Origin of the sequence: Streptomyces sp. NPDC047886, assembly GCF_043204435.1 — a bacterium.
Taxonomy (GTDB): Bacteria; Actinomycetota; Actinomycetes; order Streptomycetales; family Streptomycetaceae; genus Streptomyces.
In genome coordinates this window covers 503,820-523,071 of the sequence record NZ_JBIDCF010000001.1, presented here as the reverse complement: position 1 = coordinate 523,071, position 19,252 = coordinate 503,820, and the positions used below count along the sequence as shown (strand labels likewise).

General features: G+C 71.9%; 13 protein-coding genes. 8 read left to right on the top strand and 5 right to left on the bottom strand.

The genetic code is table 11. The annotated features are described in order from the left end of the window. Positions 1-86 precede the first annotated feature (86 nt). A complete protein-coding gene (locus ACGF5U_RS02295; protein WP_392714943.1) occupies positions 87-704 on the top strand; it encodes a dihydrofolate reductase family protein in 618 nt (205 codons plus the stop codon). 13 nt (positions 705-717) lie between these two features. Here the strand turns inward: ACGF5U_RS02295 and ACGF5U_RS02290 are convergent, their stop codons facing one another. Both ACGF5U_RS02290 and ACGF5U_RS02285 read right to left on the bottom strand, forming a co-directional pair. Then, positions 718-1,149: a VOC family protein gene (locus ACGF5U_RS02290; protein WP_392714944.1), complete on the bottom strand. Its 432-nt coding sequence runs from the start codon at positions 1,147-1,149 to the stop codon at positions 718-720. A 45-nt stretch (positions 1,150-1,194) separates the two neighbouring features. Continuing rightward, positions 1,195-3,195: a PIG-L family deacetylase gene (locus ACGF5U_RS02285; protein WP_392714945.1), complete on the bottom strand. Its 2,001-nt coding sequence runs from the start codon at positions 3,193-3,195 to the stop codon at positions 1,195-1,197. A 298-nt stretch (positions 3,196-3,493) separates the two neighbouring features. Here ACGF5U_RS02285 and ACGF5U_RS02280 point away from each other — a divergent pair, with 298 nt between their 5' ends. Continuing rightward, positions 3,494-6,487, top strand: coding sequence for a bifunctional [glutamine synthetase] adenylyltransferase/[glutamine synthetase]-adenylyl-L-tyrosine phosphorylase (locus ACGF5U_RS02280; protein ID WP_392714946.1), 2,994 nt, complete (start codon positions 3,494-3,496; stop codon positions 6,485-6,487). Positions 6,488-6,528: 41 nt separating this feature from the next. On the opposite strand, the gene ACGF5U_RS02275 is transcribed toward ACGF5U_RS02280, so the two are convergent. The 3 genes from ACGF5U_RS02275 to ACGF5U_RS02265 are packed head-to-tail and all read right to left on the bottom strand — an operon-like array spanning position 6,529 to position 10,474. Then, positions 6,529-7,449 carry a phosphatase PAP2 family protein gene (locus tag ACGF5U_RS02275; protein ID WP_392714947.1) on the bottom strand — a complete coding sequence of 307 codons (921 nt, stop codon included), beginning with the start codon at positions 7,447-7,449 and terminating at the stop codon, positions 6,529-6,531. A gap of 36 nt (positions 7,450-7,485) precedes the next feature. Continuing rightward, positions 7,486-8,556, bottom strand: a complete 1,071-nt coding sequence (locus tag ACGF5U_RS02270) for a LacI family DNA-binding transcriptional regulator (RefSeq protein ID WP_392714948.1) — start codon at positions 8,554-8,556, stop codon at positions 7,486-7,488. 25 nt (positions 8,557-8,581) lie between these two features. Then, positions 8,582-10,474, bottom strand: a complete 1,893-nt coding sequence (locus tag ACGF5U_RS02265) for an alpha-amylase family glycosyl hydrolase (protein ID WP_392714949.1) — start codon at positions 10,472-10,474, stop codon at positions 8,582-8,584. A 337-nt stretch (positions 10,475-10,811) separates the two neighbouring features. Between ACGF5U_RS02265 and ACGF5U_RS02260 the strand changes: the two genes are divergently transcribed. The 6 genes from ACGF5U_RS02260 (at position 10,812) to ACGF5U_RS02235 (ending at position 19,195) form a co-directional block, all read left to right on the top strand. Then, a complete protein-coding gene (locus tag ACGF5U_RS02260) occupies positions 10,812-12,083 on the top strand; it encodes an extracellular solute-binding protein (RefSeq protein ID WP_392714950.1) in 1,272 nt (423 codons plus the stop codon). 24 nt (positions 12,084-12,107) lie between these two features. After that, the gene (locus ACGF5U_RS02255) at positions 12,108-13,121 is read left to right on the top strand and encodes a carbohydrate ABC transporter permease (RefSeq protein WP_392714951.1); all 1,014 of its coding nucleotides are present in this window, start codon (positions 12,108-12,110) and stop codon (positions 13,119-13,121) included. Next, positions 13,115-14,032 (top strand): sugar ABC transporter permease, encoded by a 918-nt coding sequence (locus ACGF5U_RS02250; RefSeq protein WP_392714952.1) that lies wholly within the window; start codon positions 13,115-13,117, stop codon positions 14,030-14,032. The genes ACGF5U_RS02255 and ACGF5U_RS02250 overlap by 7 nt, the downstream gene beginning before the upstream one ends. Positions 14,033-14,208: 176 nt before the next feature. Continuing rightward, positions 14,209-15,876 (top strand): glycoside hydrolase family 13 protein, encoded by a 1,668-nt coding sequence (locus tag ACGF5U_RS02245; RefSeq protein ID WP_392714953.1) that lies wholly within the window; start codon positions 14,209-14,211, stop codon positions 15,874-15,876. Further along, the gene (locus ACGF5U_RS02240; protein WP_392714954.1) at positions 15,864-16,937 is read left to right on the top strand and encodes a LacI family DNA-binding transcriptional regulator; all 1,074 of its coding nucleotides are present in this window, start codon (positions 15,864-15,866) and stop codon (positions 16,935-16,937) included. Before ACGF5U_RS02245 ends, ACGF5U_RS02240 begins: the two co-directional genes overlap by 13 nt. 557 nt (positions 16,938-17,494) lie before the next feature. Continuing rightward, complete coding sequence (locus ACGF5U_RS02235) at positions 17,495-19,195, top strand: carbohydrate-binding module family 20 domain-containing protein (protein ID WP_392714955.1); 1,701 nt, start codon at positions 17,495-17,497, stop codon at positions 19,193-19,195. The last annotated feature ends 57 nt before the right edge of the window (positions 19,196-19,252 follow it).

The window sequence follows — 19,252 nt, the reverse complement described above, 5'->3', positions numbered from 1 at the left end:
CGGCCCCGGCATGTGCACGGGCCGCCCCGGCATGTGCACGGGCCACGGACATGCGGACGGGTCCTCGCCGGGCGAGCATGGTGCGTATGAGCGGCAAGGTGTTCGCGAGCCTCGCGGTGTCCCTGGACGGTTTCGTCGCCGGGCCGCACGGGGGGCCGGGGAATCCGCTGGGCGACGGGGGCGAGCGGCTGCACGCCTGGCTGTACGGCGTCGAGGCGTGGCGGGCCCGGCACGGGATGCGCGGTGGGGAGGAGGGGCGGTCGGGGCTGGTCGTCGCGGAGAACTTCGACCGGGCCGGGGCGTACGTCATGGGGCGGCGCATGTTCGACGAGGGCGAGGCCGCCTGGCCCGATCCGCCGCCGTTCCGGGCGCCCGTCTTCGTACTGACGACCACCGCCCGGGACCCCTGGGTACGGCGGGGCGGCACCGTCTTCAGCTACGTCACCGACGGCATCGACGCCGCGCTCGCGCAGGCCCGGGCCGTGGCCGGGGACAAGGACGTGCACGTCTCCGGCGGGGCCTCCACCGTGCGGCAGTATCTGAACGCCGGGCTCCTGGACGACCTGGAGCTCCATCTGGCACCCCTGCTGCTCGGCGGAGGCGTCCGCCTGTTCGACGGGGTCGACCCGGACATCCGGTTCTCGGTGGACCGGGTCGTCGACGCCCCCGACGTCACCCACGTCCGCTACCGGATCGTCCACTGACCGGCCGGGCGCGTTACCGCTCCGAGAGCTCCGACGGCGCCTCCTGCACCGTCCAGCCGTTGCCGTCGGGGTCCCTGAAGAACATGAACGAGTTCCAGACGCCGCCCTTGCCCTCCTCCCAGCCCGAGGCGCCGACATGCTGGATCGGGCCGACATCCACGCCGCGCGCCACCAGCTCCGCGCGTGCCGCCTCGATGTCCACCACGCACAGCTGGAGGCCCTGGAGCGTGCCCGGCGCCATCGCGCTCTGGCCCGGCGCCATCGGCAGACCGCTCTCCAAGGCGATCGAGCAGCGCGAGCCCGGCGGCGTCAGCTGGACGATCCTGACGCCCGGAGCCACCTCCGAGTCCAGGTCCACCTTGAAGCCGCACTTGTCGCCGTAGAAGTCCTTCGCACGGTCCACGTCCGCCACCGGGACGGTGACCACTTCGAGAGTCCAGTTCATGAGCCGATTCTGGTCCGGAACACGGCCCGTCGCCCGGTGTTCGGGTCAGTCGGCCGCGTTCCACAGCAGCCGGCCGTCCAGCCCGACCACCGCCACACCGCCCGCCGCCCCGGCCGGAGCACCGGCGAACAGCGGCCGGTCCACCGCCCACTCGGGCCGGGCGCCGAACGGCGCCGTCGCCAGCCCGCCGGAACGCGACCGCAGCGCCAGCCGGCCGCCGCCCCCGCTCACCGACCCGTACCCGGCCACGCCCGGCACCCGCTCCACGGCCGACGCGTGGCCGCTGCCCGAGAACCGGGCCGTCCGCACCTCGCCCGAGCCGGGCGCGCGGAACCACAGCCGCACCCCGTCGCCGTCGGCGGACGCGCTCAGCGCCACCGTCGTCGGGGCAAGCCCCGTCGCCGCCGGGCCGGCGACCCGCCCGCCCGGCTTCTTCTGCGCCCACGCCAGCACCGTCTTCGGGGTGGCCGCGAACACATAGCCGCGCCCCGAAGCGTCCGTCGCCGCGACCGGGTCGCCGTGCAGCCTGCCGCCGCCCGCGTCCCGCCAGCCCGTCCAGCCGCCGTCCGCGCCCTGCGCGGTCACGCTCAGCCGGTCACGGCTGTCCCGTACGTACGCCGTCATGCGGCCCGATCCGTCGGTCAGCACCGCCGGCAGGCTGATGTCGGACGTGCCCGCCTCGTCGTCCCGCTCCGGCGTACCCAGCGACCGCCACGCGTCGAAGGACCCGCCCGGCGCCGACTGCACCGTGGCGACGACCTCCCGGCGGTACTCGGCGGCGGCGCGGCCGACCACCGTACGCGTGGCGAACACGGCGATCCGCCCGTCCGGCAGCCTGACCGATGTCACACCGGTGTCCAGACCGCCGCCGCCCGGCAGGTACCTCGGCCCCACCCAGGGCCGGGCCGCCTTCTTCTCCCACACCGCGAGCCGCCCGTCCAGCACCGCGAACGCGTACAGCCCGTCGGGGCCCTCCCGCAGCCACGACGTGGACTCGCCCCGGGTGTAGCGGATGGACTGCGCCCACCCGTGGCCCGCCGGACGGGCCGCCACCTTGCGGTCGCCGCAGCCCGCCGGATCGGCGCAGTAGTCGGTGTGGTCCGTCCACGCGTACGTCTTGAGCGTGCGCAGCTTGGCGGCCGCGCTCTTCGCGTCGAGGCTGTGCGGCAGCCCACCCGTCGCGTACCCGAGGTAGTTCTGCACGGTGAACGGCGGATGGCCGGGCGACTCGGCGTACGCGGCGAGCGCCGCCTGCGCGAACCGGGCCCCGTACATGTGGTCCTGGTGGTCGGAGAGCCTGCCGTCGCCCTTCCGGCCCGGCGTCGGGTCCTGCGTCCGCACGAACGTCGGCTGGAACCGCACCAGCAGCGCGGACACCGTGTCGACGACCTGCTGCCTGGTGTACGAGAAGTCCTCCCGCACCGGCGAACCCGCGGCGAGCTGGGACTCCAGCGCCTCGACCCGTCCGTCCCACAGCCCGCGCAGACTCTCCGGCCGGTCACCGGTGATGCTGCCCGCCTCCCGCAACTGCAGCCACACCAGGCTGATCTGCGGCTTCGCCCGCAACGTGTCCAGCTCGGCACGGCCGCCGCCCGCGGTGGCGACGGACGTACGGTCCCACGGGCTCGTCCGGTTGCCGGTCGCCATCTCCGCGTACGCCGCGCGGATCCCGTTCTGCCGCGCCTCCGCGTACGCCGCCTTGTCCGGCTCCGGCTGCGGGTCCTGTCGCCTGGCGTTGCGCCCGTCGGACTCGCCGGCCGTCAGATAGACCGACGTCAGGCTGCGCCCCGAGGCTATGGACTGGCTGGTGTCCGGGTTCATGAAGAACAGGTCGTCGTCCGGGTGCGCCACGATCTGCACGACAGAGCCCCCGCCGGTCAGGACCGGCTTCATGGCCCGCTCCTCCGGCACGCCCCGGCTCGGTACGTCAGAAGCGTCCGACGACCCCGCGGTCAGCGCCAGCGTCCCGCCGGTGACGGTCAGCAGCGCGACGAGCGACGCGGCGACGAGCGGACGGCGACGCGACAAGGGGGCGAACCGGGGCATGGGCGACGGCTTCCGTGATGCGGGCAGGGCGGACGAACCGGCAGGGAAGAGGGTGTTTCCTGAAAAGCGGTTCATCGCCGGTGCTGGGCGTCGTGTGTGGAACGGCTCACATGGCGGCCCGGTCGGGCACCGGTCGGGTGCGCGGTGTCGGACGAGCACCGGTCGGTCGGCCCTGGGGCACCGGTCGGGGCGGCGGGTCGGGCGCCTCCGGTGCGGCGAGCCGCGCCGGGCCGGAAGGTCAGTCACCTGGGCGGCCGATAGGCTCGGTGCGCAGGACCGGAGCGGAGGGAGACCGGACATGACCGTGCCGGCGCCAGGGCGCAGGAGCAGTACGTTCAGCCGACTCCTGCGGCACGGTTTCACCGACCCGTCCGCCGCTGAGCGGTTCCTCGGGCTGCCCGTGCTGTCGGCCGTGCGCGCCGACCCCGTGCTGCTGGACGCCCTCGGGGCGACCGCCGACCCCGACCTGGCCCTGCGCGGGCTCGTCCGGCTGGCCGAGGCGCAGCCCGACGACGGGCACCAGGCCCTGCTGGCGACGCTCATCGCGGCCAAGCCGCTGCGGGACCGGCTGCTCGGCGTGCTCGGCGCCTCCGAGGCGCTCGGCGACCACCTGGCCCGGCACCCGCGTGACTGGCAGGCCCTCGTCACGTACGAGTCGGCGGACCTCCACCCGGGCGTCGCGGAGTTCGAGCGGGGGCTCGCCGACGCGACCGACCCGCTGTCCCTGCGGATCGCCTACCGCCGCTGCCTGCTGTCGATCGCCGCCCGCGACGTGTGCGGCACCACGGACGTCGCCGAGGCGGCCGCCGAACTCGCCGACCTGGCGACGGCCACGCTCCGCGCGGCGCTCGCGATCGCCCGCACGGCCGCGCCCGCCGACGCCGCGCTGTGCCGGCTCGCGGTCATCGCGATGGGCAAGTGCGGCGGCAACGAGCTGAACTACGTCTCCGACGTCGACGTGATCTTCGTGGGCGAGCCCCTGGAGGGCGCCGACGAGGGCAAGGCGCTCCAGGCCGCGACCCGCCTCGCCTCCCACCTGATGCGGATCTGCTCCGAGACGACGGTCGAGGGCGCCATCTGGCCCGTGGACGCCAACCTCCGCCCCGAGGGCCGCAACGGCCCCCTGGTCCGTACGCTCTCCAGCCACCTCGCCTACTACCAGCGCTGGGCCAAGACCTGGGAGTTCCAGGCCCTGCTGAAGGCCCGCGCGGTCGCCGGCGACCCGGAGCTCGGCGCCGAGTACATCGACGCCGTCTCACCGCTCGTCTGGCAGGCGGCCGAGCGCGACAACTTCGTCACCGACGTGCAGAGGATGCGCCGCCGCGTGGTGGACAACATCCCGGTCGCGCACGTCGAACGCGAGCTGAAGCTCGGACCCGGCGGCCTCAGGGACGTCGAATTCGCCGTTCAGCTCCTGCAGTTGGTGCACGGCCGCAGCGACGCGGCACTGCGCAGCGGTACGACGCTTGAGGCACTGCGGGCGCTCGCCGACGGCGGCTACGTGGGCCGCGCCGACGCGGCGCAGCTCGACGAGGCGTACCGGTTCCTGCGCGGCATGGAGCACCGCATCCAGCTGCACCGGCTGCGCCGGACGCACCTCGTGCCGGAGAGCGAGTCGGACCAGCGCCGCCTGGGGCGCTCACTGGGGCTGCGCACCGACCCGGTCACCGAGCTGAACCGGGAGTGGCGGCGGCACGCCTCGGTGGTGCGGCGGCTGCACGAGAAGCTGTTCTACCGGCCGCTGCTGGACGCCGTCGCGCAGCTGGCGCCGGGTGAGATCCGGCTCAGCCCCAAGGCGGCCGGCCAGCGCCTCGAGGCGCTCGGCTACGCCGACCCGGCGGCCGCCCTGCGCCACCTGGAGGCCCTGTCCTCCGGGGTCACGCGGAAGGCCGCGATCCAGCGCACCCTGCTGCCGGTGCTCCTCGGCTGGTTCGCGGACTCGGCGGACCCGGACGCGGGACTCCTGGGCTTCCGCAAGGTGTCCGACGCGCTCGGCAAGACGCCCTGGTACCTGCGGCTCCTCCGCGACGAGGGCGCCGCGGCGGAGAACCTGGCCCGGGTGCTGTCGGCCGGCCGCCTCGCCCCCGACCTGCTGCTCCGGGCCCCGGAGGCGGTGGCGATCCTGGGCGCGCCCGAGGGCCTGGAGCCGCGTGGCCGCGATCACCTGGAGCCGGAGATCCTGGCGGCGGTGGGCCGCGCGGACGACGCCGAGCAGGCGGTCGCCGCGGCCCGCGGCGTACGGCGCAGGGAACTGTTCCGGACGGCCGCGGCCGACATCGTCGCCTCGTACGGCACCGAGGAGGTCCCCGCCCACGCGGACGCCGGTGCCCTGGTCGACCGCGTCGGGCAGGCCGTCACGGACCTGAACGCGGCCACGCTCGCGGGCGCCCTGCGCGCCGCGGTGCGCGCCGAGTGGGGTGACACGCTGCCCACCCGGTTCACGGTCATCGGCATGGGCCGGTTCGGCGGTCACGAGCTGGGGTACGGCTCCGACGCGGACGTGCTGTTCGTGCACGAGCCGCGCGACGGCGTGGACGAACAGGAGGCGGCCCGCGCCGCGAACACGGTCGTCGCCGAGATGCGCAGGCTGCTCCAGCTGCCGACGACGGACCCGCCGCTGCTCATCGACGCGGACCTGCGGCCCGAGGGCAGGAGCGGCCCGCTCGTCCGGACCCTCAAGTCGTACGAGGCGTACTACCGGCGCTGGTCGCTCGGCTGGGAGAGCCAGGCACTGCTGCGGGCCGAGCCGATGGCCGGCGACGCCGACCTCGGGCGCCGTTTCGTCGAGCTGGTCGACCCGCTGCGGTATCCGGCGAAAGGGCTCGACGAGGCGGCCGTACGGGAGATCCGCCGGCTCAAGGCGCGGATGGAGTCGGAGCGGCTGCCGCGCGGCAGCGACCCGACGCTCCACACCAAGCTGGGCAGGGGCGGCCTGTCGGACGTGGAGTGGACGGTGCAGCTGCTGCAGATGCGGCACGCCCACGAGGTGCCGGGGCTGCGCACCACCCGGACCCGGGCCGCCCTCGCGGCGGCGCTTGAGGCGGGCCTGATCGGTGAGCGGGACGCCCGGACGCTGGACGTCGCCTGGGTGCTGGCCACCAGGGTCCGCAACGGCGTGATGCTGGTACGGGGCCGGGCCGGGGACACCTTCCCGTCGGACAGCCGGGAGCTGGCGGCCGTCGGCCGTTACCTGGGGTACGTGCCGGGGCGGGCCGGCGAGATGGTCGAGGACTACCGCCGTATGACCCGCCGGGCGCGGGCCGTGGTGGACCGGCTGTTCTACGGGGCCTGAGCCCTTCTGCGGGCCTGCGCCTCTCTACGGAGCCGGAGCCTCTACGGGGCCTGAGCCCGTGAAGCGGCGGGGGCCTCCACGGGGTGCACCGCCGCCGCGGGTTCGCCGGACGACCGGGACAGGACCCGGCGCGGCAGCCGGTAGCAGGCGCGGCCGTACCAGGCGTACGTCAGGGCGAAGCCGAACGACAGGCAGAGGATGCCGCCGACCGCGTCCAGCCAGAAGTGGTTGGCCGTGGCGACGATGACGACGAGCGTGAGCGTCGGGTAGAGCACCCCGAGGATCTTCGCCCAGGGCGCCTTGGCGAGGGCGAAGATGGTGACCCCGCACCACAGGGACCAGCCGATGTGCATCGACGGCATCGCGGCGTACTGGTTCGACATGTGCTTGAGGTCGCCGGAGGCCATCGAGCCCCAGGTGTGGTGGACCAGCACCGTGTCGATGAACTTCTCGCTCTCCATCAGGCGGGGCGGCGCCAGCGGATACAGGTAGTAGCCGAGCAGCGCGACGGCGGTGGTGGAGAAGAGCACGAGCCGGGTCGCCGCGTACCGCCCGGGATGCCACCGGTACAGCCACACCAGGACGCCGATCGTCACGACGAAGTGCAGCGTGGCGTAGTAGTAGTTCATCGTCACGATCAGCCACGTCACGGAATCCGCCGCGTGGTTGACCGCCTTCTCGAAGGCGAGACCGAGGGACTGCTCCGTCCGCCAGATCCAGTCGGCGTTGCGCAGCGCCTCGGCCTTCTGCTCCGGAACGGCGTTGCGGATCAGCGAGTAGATCCAGTAACTGACCGCGATCAGCAGGATCTCGAAGCGGATCCGGGGATGCCGGGGAGCGCGCATGCGCTGCCACGCGGTCCGGTTCGCGGTCACCGCCGGACGGTGCGGACCGTCGTCTCCGATGGGTGAGGGAGGGGCCGCCGTACGGCCTTCCAACGTCGTCACAGTCCTGTCACCCATGGGCCAAGAGTCTGCCAGATATGTCCACTGGTTCGATCATCCGCCAGTCGGGTTCTCTGCGCTATCGCTCCGCCTTTCGGAGGACCTCTGACCCTGAGGACCCGAAGCGGTTGAACCGCGAACCACCAGTTCCGGCATGAACACGAACTCGCTGTGCGGGGCGGGTGTACCGCCGATCTCCTCCAGCAGTGCCCGGACCGCGGCCTGGCCCATCGCCTGTACGGGCTGGCGGATGGTGGTGAGCGGCGGGTCGGTGAACGCTATGAGCGGAGAGTCGTCGAAACCGACGACCGAGACGTCCCGGGGCACGTGCAGCCCCTGCTGCCGCGCGGCCCTGATGGCACCGAGGGCCATCATGTCGCTGGCGCAGACGACGGCGGTGCAGCCCCGCTCGATCAGCGCCGTCGCGGCGGCCATGCCGCCCTCCAGCGTGTACAGGGAGTGCTGGATCAGCTCCTCCGCCTCGTCGGGCGACAGCCCGAGCCGCTCCCGCATCCCCAGCCGGAAGCCCTCGATCTTGCGGAGGACCGGCACGAACCGCTTGGGGCCCACCGCGAGGCCGATCCTGGTGTGTCCGAGCGACGCGAGATGCGTGACGGCGAGCTTCATCGCGGCCCGGTCGTCGGGCGAGACGAACGGCGCCTGGATGAGCGGCGAGAACCCGTTGATCAGTACGAACGGCACGCCCTTGCCGCGCAGCTGGTCGTAGCGCTGGGTGTCGGCCGTGGTGTCGGCGTGCAGACCGGAGACGAAGATGATCCCCGAGACGCCGCGCTCCACGAGCATCTCGGTGAGCTCGTCCTCGGTGGATCCGCCGGGCGTCTGGGTGGCGAGGACCGGCGTGTACCCCTGGCGGGTCAGGGCCTGGCCGATCACCTGGGCCAGCGCCGGGAAGATGGGGTTGTCCAGTTCGGGGGTTATCAGCCCGATGAGGCCGGCGCTGCGCTGACGCAGCCGTACGGGCCGTTCGTAACCGAGGACGTCGAGCGCGGCCAGCACGGACTGACGGGTGGCCGCGGCCACACCGGGCTTGCCGTTGAGCACGCGGCTGACTGTGGCTTCGCTGACCCCCGCCTGGGCTGCGATGTCGGCAAGCCGCGCGGTCATGTGGTGGGACTGTACCGGGCGCACGTCAGATTGCCCACCAGGTACAGGAATCGGCGGCAATGAGCACAGTGTCGCCGTCGGCCTCGCGAGCGGGCCAGGGCACCCCCGGAGCACCCGCCGGAGCACTCCCCGAAGCACCCCCCGGCGCAGCCGTCCCGGTGGCAGCCGTCCCGTCGGCCGGAGCAGCGGGCGCGCGCACCGGGCCGCCGGTCGCCGCCGCCTCGTCCGCCGCCCCCTCCGGGACGCTGGTCAGCAGCAGACGGCCCGTACGGCCACCCGGCGTCCGCATCCGCACCGGCCGGTCCGTGGTGTTGACCACGCACACGACCGCCGCACCGCCATCCGCCGCACCACCACTCGCACCGCCGCCACTCGCAGCACCACCAGCCGCCGCACCACCACTCGCAGCACCGCCGCCTGCCGCGCCTCCACCCGGGCGGCGGCGGAACGCCAGCACCCCCTCGGGCGCGGGCAGCCACTCCACCGCGTCGCCCGCGCCGAGCGCCGGGTGCTCGCGGCGCAGGGCCAGCGCACTCCGGTACAGCTCCAGCGTGGACGCCGGGTCGCCGGTCTGGGCGGCGACGCTCAGCGCGCCCCACCCGGCGGGCTGTGGCAGCCAGCTGCCGCCGGGGCCGAACCCGTAAGAGGAGCCCTCCTCGCTCCACGGGATCGGCACCCGGCAGCCGTCGCGCAGCCCGTCCTGGCCCTCGCCCCGGTGGAAGGCGGGGTCCTGGCGGGCCTCGTCGGGGAGGTCGGTGACCTCGGGCAGTCCGAGCTCCTCCCCCTGGTAGAGGTAGGCCGACCCGGGCAGCGCGAGCATCAGCAGCGCCGCCGCGCGGGCCCGGCGCAGGCTCCCGTACCTGGTGGTGTGCCGGACGACGTCGTGGTTGGACAGCACCCAGGTGGTGGGCGCCCCCACCGACGTGGTCGCCCTCAGTGAGTCGTCGATGACCCTGTGCAGGGCGTCGGCGTCCCAGGGACAGTTCAGGTACTGGAAGTTGAACGCCTGGTGCAGCTCGTCGGGGCGCACGTACAGCGCCAGCCGCTCCGCCGTCGGCGCCCAGGCCTCGGCGACGCCGATGCGCTCGCCGTCATAGGAGTCGAGCAGCGCCCGCCAGGTGCGGTGGATCTCGTGGACGCCGTCCTGGTCGAAGAAGGGCAGCTGCTGCGTGCCGATCAGCCGGACCTGCTCGCGGTGGCCGATGTCGGGCAGCCCGGCGGCCTTGACCATGCCGTGGGCGACGTCGATCCGGAAGCCGTCGACGCCCAGATCCAGCCAGAACCGCATGACGGACGCGAACTCGGCGCTCACCTCCGGGTTGTCCCAGTTGAGATCCGGCTGCTCGGGCGCGAAGAGGTGCAGGTACCACTGGCCGTCGGCGACCCGGGTCCAGGCGGGGCCGCCGAAGACGGACTCCCAGTCGTTGGGCGGCAGGGCGCCGTCCGGCCCCTTGCCGGGGCGGAAGTGGTAGCGGTCGCGGCCGGTGCCGGCCAGCGCGGCCTGGAACCAGGGGTGCCGGTCGGAGGTGTGGTTCGGGACGATGTCGACGATGACCCGCAGGCCGAGCCGGTGCGCGGTGCGCACCAGGTCGTCGGCGTCGGACAGGTCGCCGAAGACGGGGTCGACCGCCCGGTAGTCGGCGACGTCGTAGCCGCCGTCGGCCTGGGGCGAGGCGTAGAAGGGGGTGAGCCACACGGCGTCCGCGCCCAGCCGGGCCAGGTGCGGCAGCCGTTCCCGGGCGCCGCGCAGATCGCCGACGCCGTCCCCGTCGCTGTCGGCGAAGGAGCGGATGTACACCTGGTAGATGACGGCGTCGCGCCACCACTCCTGGCGGCCGCGGTCGCGGTGGTCGCCGGCGGAGCGCGCGCGGGGCGAACGGTGAGGTGCCTGGACGGGCGAGGTGAGCTCATGGGCCATGTGCGGTGTCCCTCTCGGGTGGGCCGTGATGGCGGCTGCGGGCGACTACCCGTGACCAACGACGGTCGAGGCCGGTATGCAACGCTCGTGCAAGCAGTTGTGAAAACACTTGCAGAGCCTTCTGTCCCTGCGCAACCCCTCCGGGTGACCGCTGGCACCCGTGTGTCAAGCGATGCGACGGCAACCTTAGGGACACGCGAATGTAACGATCAGACCGGCTTGCAGAAATTTGCCGCAAGGTCTTTCGGCTCGTTTTCATCCCTGTTACGTTCCTGGCAACCCGGCGCGCCGCGAAGGAGCGGCCGGTTCTGGCCCGGGTTCAGTTGAAGGAGTTCACATGCGGCGTGGCATAGCGGCCACCGCGCTGGTCGCGGCCCTGGCCCTGACGACGGCAGCGTGCGGTGGCGACGGCGACAGTGGTGCCAAGAAGAGCTCGGGCGAGCTCTCCGGCACCGTCACCTTCTGGGACACCTCGAACGAGGCCGAGAAGGTCACCTATCAGAAGCTGGCCGAGGGCTTCACCAAGCTGCACCCGAAGGTCAAGGTCAAGTACGTCAACGTCCCCTTCGGCGAGGCCAACGCCAAGTTCAAGAACGCCGCGGGCGGCAACTCCGGCGCCCCCGACGTCATGCGTACCGAGGTCGCGTGGGTCGCCGACTTCGCCAACCTGGGCTACCTCGCCCCGCTGGACGGCACGCCGGCCATCGAGAACCAGGTCGACTGGCTGCCGCAGGCCGCCGCGAGCACCAAGTTCAACGACAAGACCTACGCGGTGCCGCAGGTCATCGACACCATGGCGCTCTTCTACAACAAGAAGATGCTCAAGGACGCCGGTGTCGAGGTGCCCGGCACCCTGGAGGAGCTGAAGGCCGCCTCCGCCAAGATCAGCAAGAAGTGGCCCGACAAGACCGGCCTCTACCTGCGCGGCGACGACCCGTACTGGTTCCTCTCCTTCCTGTACGGCGAGGGCGGCGACATGGTCGACGCCAAGGGCCAGAAGATCACCATCGACAACGAGGCCGGCGTCAAGGCGTTCAAGACCATCAAGGACCTGGTCGACTCGAAGGCGGCGATCACCGACGCCTCCGACGGCTGGAACAACATGCAGAACGCGTTCAAGTCCGGCAAGGTCGCGATGATGATCAACGGCCCGTGGGCGATCGCCGACTCGCGCGCCGGTGCCGAGTTCAAGGACCCGAAGAACCTGGGCATCGCCCCCGTCCCGGCCGGCAGCGTCGCCCAGGGCGCCCCGCAGGGCGGCTGGAACCTCTCCGTCTACGCGGGCTCCAAGAACCTCGACGCCTCCTACGAGTTCGCCAAGTACATGAGCTCGGCCAAGGTTCAGCAGCAGACCACCGAGGAGCTGAGCCTGCTCCCGACGCGCCTGTCGGTCTACGCCCAGCCGTCCGTGTCGGGCAACGAGATGGTCCAGTTCTTCAAGCCGGCCGTCGACAAGGCCGTCGAGCGCCCGTGGATCCCCGAGGGCAACTCCCTCTTCGAGCCGATCAAGCTCCAGATGGCCAACGTCCTGGGCGGCAAGACCACCCCGGAGAAGGCCGCCGAGGACGCCGGCGCGGCGTACCGGAAGCTGCTCAAGGACTACAAGTAAGTAGTGGGAAGGGCTGACCGACAAATGGCTGTCGAGACGAGCAGCCAGTCGGTGGCACAGGCCGCGGGCGCGCACAGCGCCCGCGGCCGCGGCCGCCGCACTGACAAGAAGCCGGGCAGGCTGCGCAGGGCGCTGTCGACCCACTGGTACGCGTGGAGCATGATCGCTCCTGTGGTGATCGTGATCGGCGTGATCATCGGTTATCCGCTGGCACGCGGTCTCTATCTGTCGCTGACCGACGCCAACGAGGCCAACGTCGAGCGCACCATCGGCGTCAACCACATCCCCGCGACGTACGAGTTCGTCGGTCTCGACAACTACACGGCCGTCCTCACCGACCAGGTCTTCTGGGACCGGCTCGGCTGGACCCTGGTGTGGACCGTCACCTGTGTCGCCCTCTCCTTCGGCCTGGGACTCGTCCTGGCCAACATGCTCAACCGCAAGATCGTGGGCCGCGGCTTCTACCGGATGGCCCTGATCCTGCCCTGGGCCGTGCCGGCCTTCGTCTCCGTCTTCACCTGGAAGCTGCTGTTCAACGAGCGCAGCGGGGTCTTCAACCAGCTGCTCGCGGGCGGCGGCATCGACGCGATTCCGTGGCTGAACGACCCCACCTGGGCCAAGATCTCCGTCATCGCGGTGAACGTCTGGCTCGGCGTGCCGTTCATGCTCGTCGCGATGCTCGGCGGACTGCAGTCCATCCCCGGTGAGCTCTACGAGGCCGCCGAGATGGACGGTGCCACGGCGTGGCAGCGGTTCCGCCACATCACGCTGCCCGGGCTGCGCCCCGTCTCCGCCACGGTGATCCTGCTCAGCTCCATCTGGACCTTCAACATGTTCCCGGTGATCTTCCTGCTCACCCGGGGCGGCCCCGGCGACGCCACCGAGATCCTCGTGACGTACGCCTACCGGCTCTCCTTCATCAACAGCCCGCGCGACTTCGCCGGATCCGCTGCCTGGGGCGTGGTGATCCTGCTGATCCTGTCGCTGTTCGCGGTGGTCTACCGCCGCGCGCTCCGCAAGCAGGGAGACATGTGGTGACCACGCACGCGCCCACCTCGAACCGCGCCGACGCCCGTACCGGTACGCGCGCGGGCGCCCGTACCGGCCGCGGCAAGCCCCGCGCCCGGGGCGAGCGTTCACCGCTCGCCTCGCTCGGTCTGCACCTGACCCTGCTGATCGCCACCGTCGTCGCGGTCTTCCCGCCGCTGTGGCTGGTGATCACCTCGTTCAAGCCGAAGACCGACGCGTTCGACACCTCGCTGGTCAAGAACTTCACCTTCGACAACTACAGCCACGTCGTCTCCGACACGCTGTTCCTGACCTGGTTCGGCAACTCGCTGATCGTCGTCGGCCTCACCACGGTCATCGGCGTGTTCATCTCCGCCACCACCGGCTACGCCGTCAGCCGCTTCCGCTTCCCCGGGCTGCGCCCGCTGATGTGGATGCTGCTGATCACCCAGATGTTCCCGGTCGCGGTGCTGATCGTGCCCCTGTACAACCTGCTCGCCAGCCTCGGGATGCTCAACCAGCCGGTCGGCCTGGTCGTCACGTACCTGACCATCGCCGTGCCGTTCTGCGCGTGGATGATGAAGGGCTACTTCGACGGCATCCCCGCCGAGATCGACGAGGCCGGCCGGGTGGACGGACTCAGCCCGTTCGGCACCTTCTGGCGGCTGATCATGCCGCTGGCGAAGCCGGGCCTCGCCGTGACCGCGTTCTACACCTTCATCACCGGCTGGGCCGAGGTCGCCTACGCGTCCGCGTTCATGACGGGCGAGGAGAACCTCACCCTGCCGGGCGGTCTGCAGTCCTTCGTCAACCAGTACACCGCCGACTGGGGTTCGCTGACCTCCGCGGCCGTCCTCATCGCGACACCCGCCGCGATCGTGTTCGCCCTCGTCCAGCGCCACCTCGTCTCCGGCCTGACCGCCGGCGCCACCAAGTCCTGACCCGCACCGCACCGCACCGCCTCGCGGGGATCCTCCCGGACCCCCGTTGACCCGGGTCCTCCGGAACCCGCCCCGGGGGCCCGGGGGCCACCGCACAGGTCCGTGGCGTCGGTTCGGTGCGACAGCCTCTGTCACGGACCTGGCGCCGCCTCCATTCCTCTCCGATCAGGGAAGACATGACCCAGTACCTTGCCGCCCCCGCCGCCCCGACCACCGGCACGGACACCGGCTGGTGGAGAGACGCGGTGATCTACCAGGTCTACCCGCGCAGTTTCGCCGACGGCAACGGCGACGGCATGGGCGACCTGGAGGGCATCCGCAGCCGGCTCCCGTATCTGAAGGACCTCGGCGTCGACGCCGTCTGGCTCAGTCCGTTCTACGCGTCGCCGCAGGCCGACGCCGGATACGACGTCGCCGACTACCGTGCCATCGACCCCATGTTCGGCAGCCTGCTGGACGCCGACGCGCTGATCCGCGAAGCCCATGAACTGGGCCTGCGCATCATCGTCGACCTGGTGCCCAACCACTCGTCCGACCAGCACGAGTGGTTCCAGCGCGCCCTGCGCGAAGGCCCCGGATCGCCGCTGCGCGAGCGCTACCACTTCCGCCCCGGCAAGGGGGCCGACGGCGAACTCCCGCCCAACGACTGGGAGTCCATCTTCGGCGGGCCCGCCTGGACCCGGATCACCGAGCCCGACGGACGCCCCGGTGAGTGGTACCTCCACCTGTTCGCCCCCGAGCAGCCCGACTTCAACTGGGAACACCCCGCCGTACGCGACGAGTTCCGCTCCATCCTGCGCTTCTGGCTCGACATGGGCGTCGACGGCTTCCGGGTCGACGTCGCCCATGGCCTCGTGAAGGCCGACGGGCTGCCCGACATCGGCGCCCACGACCAGCTGAAGCTGCTCGGCAACGACGTCATGCCGTTCTTCGACCAGGACGGCGTCCACGAGATCTACCGCAGCTGGCGCGAGGTCCTCGCGGAGTATGACGGTGAGCGCGTCCTCGTCGCCGAGGCATGGACCCCGACCGTCGAGCGCACCGCCAACTACGTGCGCCCCGACGAGATGCACCAGGCGTTCAACTTCCAGTACCTGGGCACCCACTGGGACGCCGACGAGCTGCGCAAGGTCATCGACGCCTCGCTCGCCGCGATGAAGCCCGTCGGCGCCCCCACCACCTGGGTGCTGTCCAACCACGACGTCACCCGGCACGCCACCCGGTTCGCCAACCCGCCGGGCCTCGGCACCCAGCTCCGCGAGGCCGGCGACCGCCGGCTCGGGCTGCGCCGCGCCCGCGCCGCCACCCTGCTGATGCTGGCCCTGCCCGGCTCCGCCTACGTCTACCAGGGCGAGGAGCTCGGCCTGCCGGACGTCACCGACCTGCCGGACGAGGTGCGCCAGGACCCGTCGTTCTTCCGGGCGACCGGGCAGGACGGCTTCCGCGACGGCTGCCGCGTGCCCATCCCGTGGACCGTCTCGGGCTCCTCCTACGGCTTCGGCTCCGGCGGCAGCTGGCTGCCGCAGCCCGCCACGTGGGGCGAGCTCAGCGTGGAGGCCCAGACCGGCGACCCCGGCTCGACCCTGGAGCTGTACCGCAGCGCGCTCCTCGTGCGCCGCGAGCAGCCGGGCCTCGGCGCGGGCGACGCGGTGGAGTGGCTGGACGCGCCCGACGGTCTCCTCGTCTTCCGCCGGGACGGCTTCGTGTGCACGGCCAACACCACCGGCGAGACGGTCCGCATCGAGGTGCCCGGCCGGATGCTGCTGGCCAGCGAGCAGGTCCGTACGAGCGTGGACGGCACGGCCGCCCTGCCCGCCGACAGCACCGTCTGGTGGGCGGTGTGACCCTTCCGCAGCCGCGCGGCGAGGCGCCCGGGGGGCTCACCCCGGGCGCCCCGCGGCTCGCGGACATCGCGGCGCAGGCCGGGGTGAGCGAGGCCACCGTCAGCCGGGTCCTCAACGGCAAGGCGGGGGTGGCCGCCGCCACCCGGCACCGGGTGCTGGCCGCGCTCGACGTCCTGGGCTACGAGCGTCCCGTACGGCTCAAACGCCGCAGCGCCGGGCTGATCGGGCTGGTCATCCCGGAGCTCACCAACCCCATCTTCCCGGCGTTCGCGCAGGTCATCGAGCAGGTGCTGGCCGGCTACGGCTACACCCCTGTGCTGTGCACCCAGATGCCGGGCGGTGCCACCGAGGACGAGCTGGTCGAGCAGCTGGAGGAGCGCGGTGTCACCGGCGTCGTGTTCCTGTCCGGCCTGCACGCCGACACCAGCGCCGACCCGGCGCGCTATGTGAGACTCGCGGCCAGGGGCGTGCCGTTCGTCCTCATCAACGGCTTCAACGAGCACATCGACGCCCACTTCGTGTCGCCCGACGACCGGTCGGCGGCGCGGATGGCCGTACGCCATCTCGTGGACCTCGGCCATGAACGCATCGGGCTCGCGGTCGGCCCGACCCGCTACGTACCGTCCCGGCGCAAGGCCGAGGGGTTCACGGCGGCGCTGCACGCGCTGCTGGGGGTGGACCGCGACGAGGCCGAGACCTGGGTGCGGCCGACCCTGTTCGGTGTCGAGGGCGGTCACGCGGCCGCCGGTCTCCTGCTCGACCAGGGCTGTACGGGGATCGTGTGCGGCAGCGACCTGATGGCGCTCGGCGCGATCCGCGCGGTGCGGGCGCGGGGTCTCGACGTACCGGGGGACGTGTCGGTCGTCGGCTTCGACGACTCGCCGCTGATCGCGTTCACGGATCCGCCGTTGACGACGGTGCGCCAGCCAGTACAGGCCATGGCGACGGCGGCGGTGGACGCGCTGCTGGAGGAGATCGACGGCAACCCGGTGCAGCGGACGGAGTTCGTCTTCCAGCCGGAGCTGGTGGTACGCGGCTCGACGGCGGCGCCTCCGCGCTGAGCCGCGCGGCCGCCGTGTGGCCGCCGAGTGGCCGAGCCGCCGGTCGGCCGGGTCGTGGCGTCGTCATGCCGGGGAGTGCCGTCATGCCGGGGACGGCTGCCGGGGACGGTGGGGGCATGCCGGGGACGGTGGGGCACGCCGAAAAGTCCCGTCATGCCGAGGAGGCCCGGGGCTGCCCTGTTCGGGGCGGCGGGGTCTTCTCGGTGCCCCGGGCCTCCCGGTCGGTGACCGGCCCGGCCGGCCGGGCGCGTGGGGACGGCCTTGCGGCCGAAACCCTCGGCCGACCGGACCGGAGTCATGGTTGAACGTAACACTGCTGCAACCTCTTGCGAAAGGTCTTGCAGGCCCTTGATTCCGCTGGATTTCCGGGGCGTGACAGGGATGTGAGCGGAGTGTGTCCCAGGGGTTGACCGCGCGCCGACGGGCTCGTACGGTCACGTCCGAAAAGTGTTGCTGACTTCTTGCAGAAAGAAGCTTCAACCGGCCTTGCGGGCATGGCGCGTTGCCGTACGAGGCTGCCCCCACCGCATCCGCACCTCCCTTCCCCAGGAGGAAACATGGCCAGAAGAACCGTGGCCGCTGCACTCGCCGTCGTGGCGGGAGCCGCTGTGGCCGTCACGGCCCCGAGCCAGGCGCAGGCCGTACCGCCCGGCGACAAGGACGTCACCGCGGTGATGTTCGAGTGGAACTTCGCCTCGGTCGCCCAGGCGTGCACCAGCACCCTCGGCCCCGCCGGCTACGGCTACGTCCAGGTCTCCCCGCCCCAGGAGCACATCCAGGGCTCCCAGTGGTGGACCTCGTACCAGCCCGTCAGCTACCGGATCGCCGGACGCCTCGGCGACCGCACCGCCTTCAAGAACATGATCGACACCTGTCACGCGGCAGGCGTCAAGGTCGTCGCCGACACCGTCATCAACCACATGGCGGCTGGAAACGGCACCGGTACCGGCGGATCCTCGTACACCAAGTACGGCTACCCGGGCATCTACTCGGGCGCCGACATGGACGACTGCCGCACCACCATCGGCACCAACTACGGCGACCGGGGCAACGTCCAGAACTGCGAACTCGTGGGCCTCGCCGACCTCGACACCGGCGAGGAGTACGTACGCTCCCGCATCGCCGCCTACCTGAACGACCTGCTGTCGCTCGGCGTCGACGGCTTCCGGATCGACGCGGCCAAGCACATGCCCGCCGGCGACCTCGCCAACATCAAGTCGCGGCTCTCCAACCCCGGCGCGTACTGGAAGCAGGAGGCGATCTACGGAGCGGGCGAGGCCGTCTCGCCCAGCGAGTACCTCGGCAACGGCGACGTCCAGGAGTTCCGCTACGCCCGGAGCCTGAAGCAGGTCTTCCAGAACGAGAACCTCGCCCACCTCAAGAACTTCGGCACGGGCTGGGGCTTCATGGAGTCCGGCAAGTCCGCCGTCTTCGTGGACAACCACGACACCGAGCGCGGCGGCGACACGCTGAACTACAAGAACGGCTCCGCCTACACCCTCGCCAACGTCTTCATGCTGGCCTGGCCGTACGGCTCCCCGGACGTCCACTCCGGCTACGAGTGGTCCGACCACGACGCCGGACCGCCCGCGGGCGGACAGGTGAACGCCTGCTACAGCAACGGCTGGAAGTGCCAGCACGACTGGACCGAGATCAAGTCCATGGTCGCCTTCCGCAACGTGGCCCGCGGTCAGGGCGTCACGAACTGGTGGGACAACGGCGGCGACCAGATCGCGTTCGGCCGCGGCGACAAGGCGTACCTCGCCATCAACCACGAGGGCTCCTCGCTCACCCGCACCTTCCAGACGTCGCTGCCCGCCGGCACCTACTGCGACGTGCAGAAGAACACACCCGTGACGGTGGACTCCGCCGGCCGGTTCACCGCGACGCTCGGCGCGGGCACCGCCGTCGCCCTGCACGCGGGCGCCAGGAACTGCGGCGGCTCCACCACCCCGACGCCCGTCGCCACCGGCGCGTCGTTCCACGTCAACGCCACCACCGTCGTCGGCCAGAACATCTACGTCACCGGCAACCAGTCCGCACTCGGCAACTGGAACCCGGGCAGCGCCCTCAAGCTGGACCCGGCCTCCTACCCGGTCTGGAAGCTGGACGTGAACCTGCCGGCCGGTACGGCCTTCGAGTACAAGTACATCCGCAAGGACGGCGCCGGAAACGTCACCTGGGAGAGCGGCGCCAACCGCGTCGCGACCGTCCCCGCCTCCGGCAAGGTGACGCTCGACGACACCTGGCGCAACTGACCCAGCCAGCCGTGCCCCGCACCCGCCCCCGGGTGCGGGGCCTCCTCTCCGAAACAC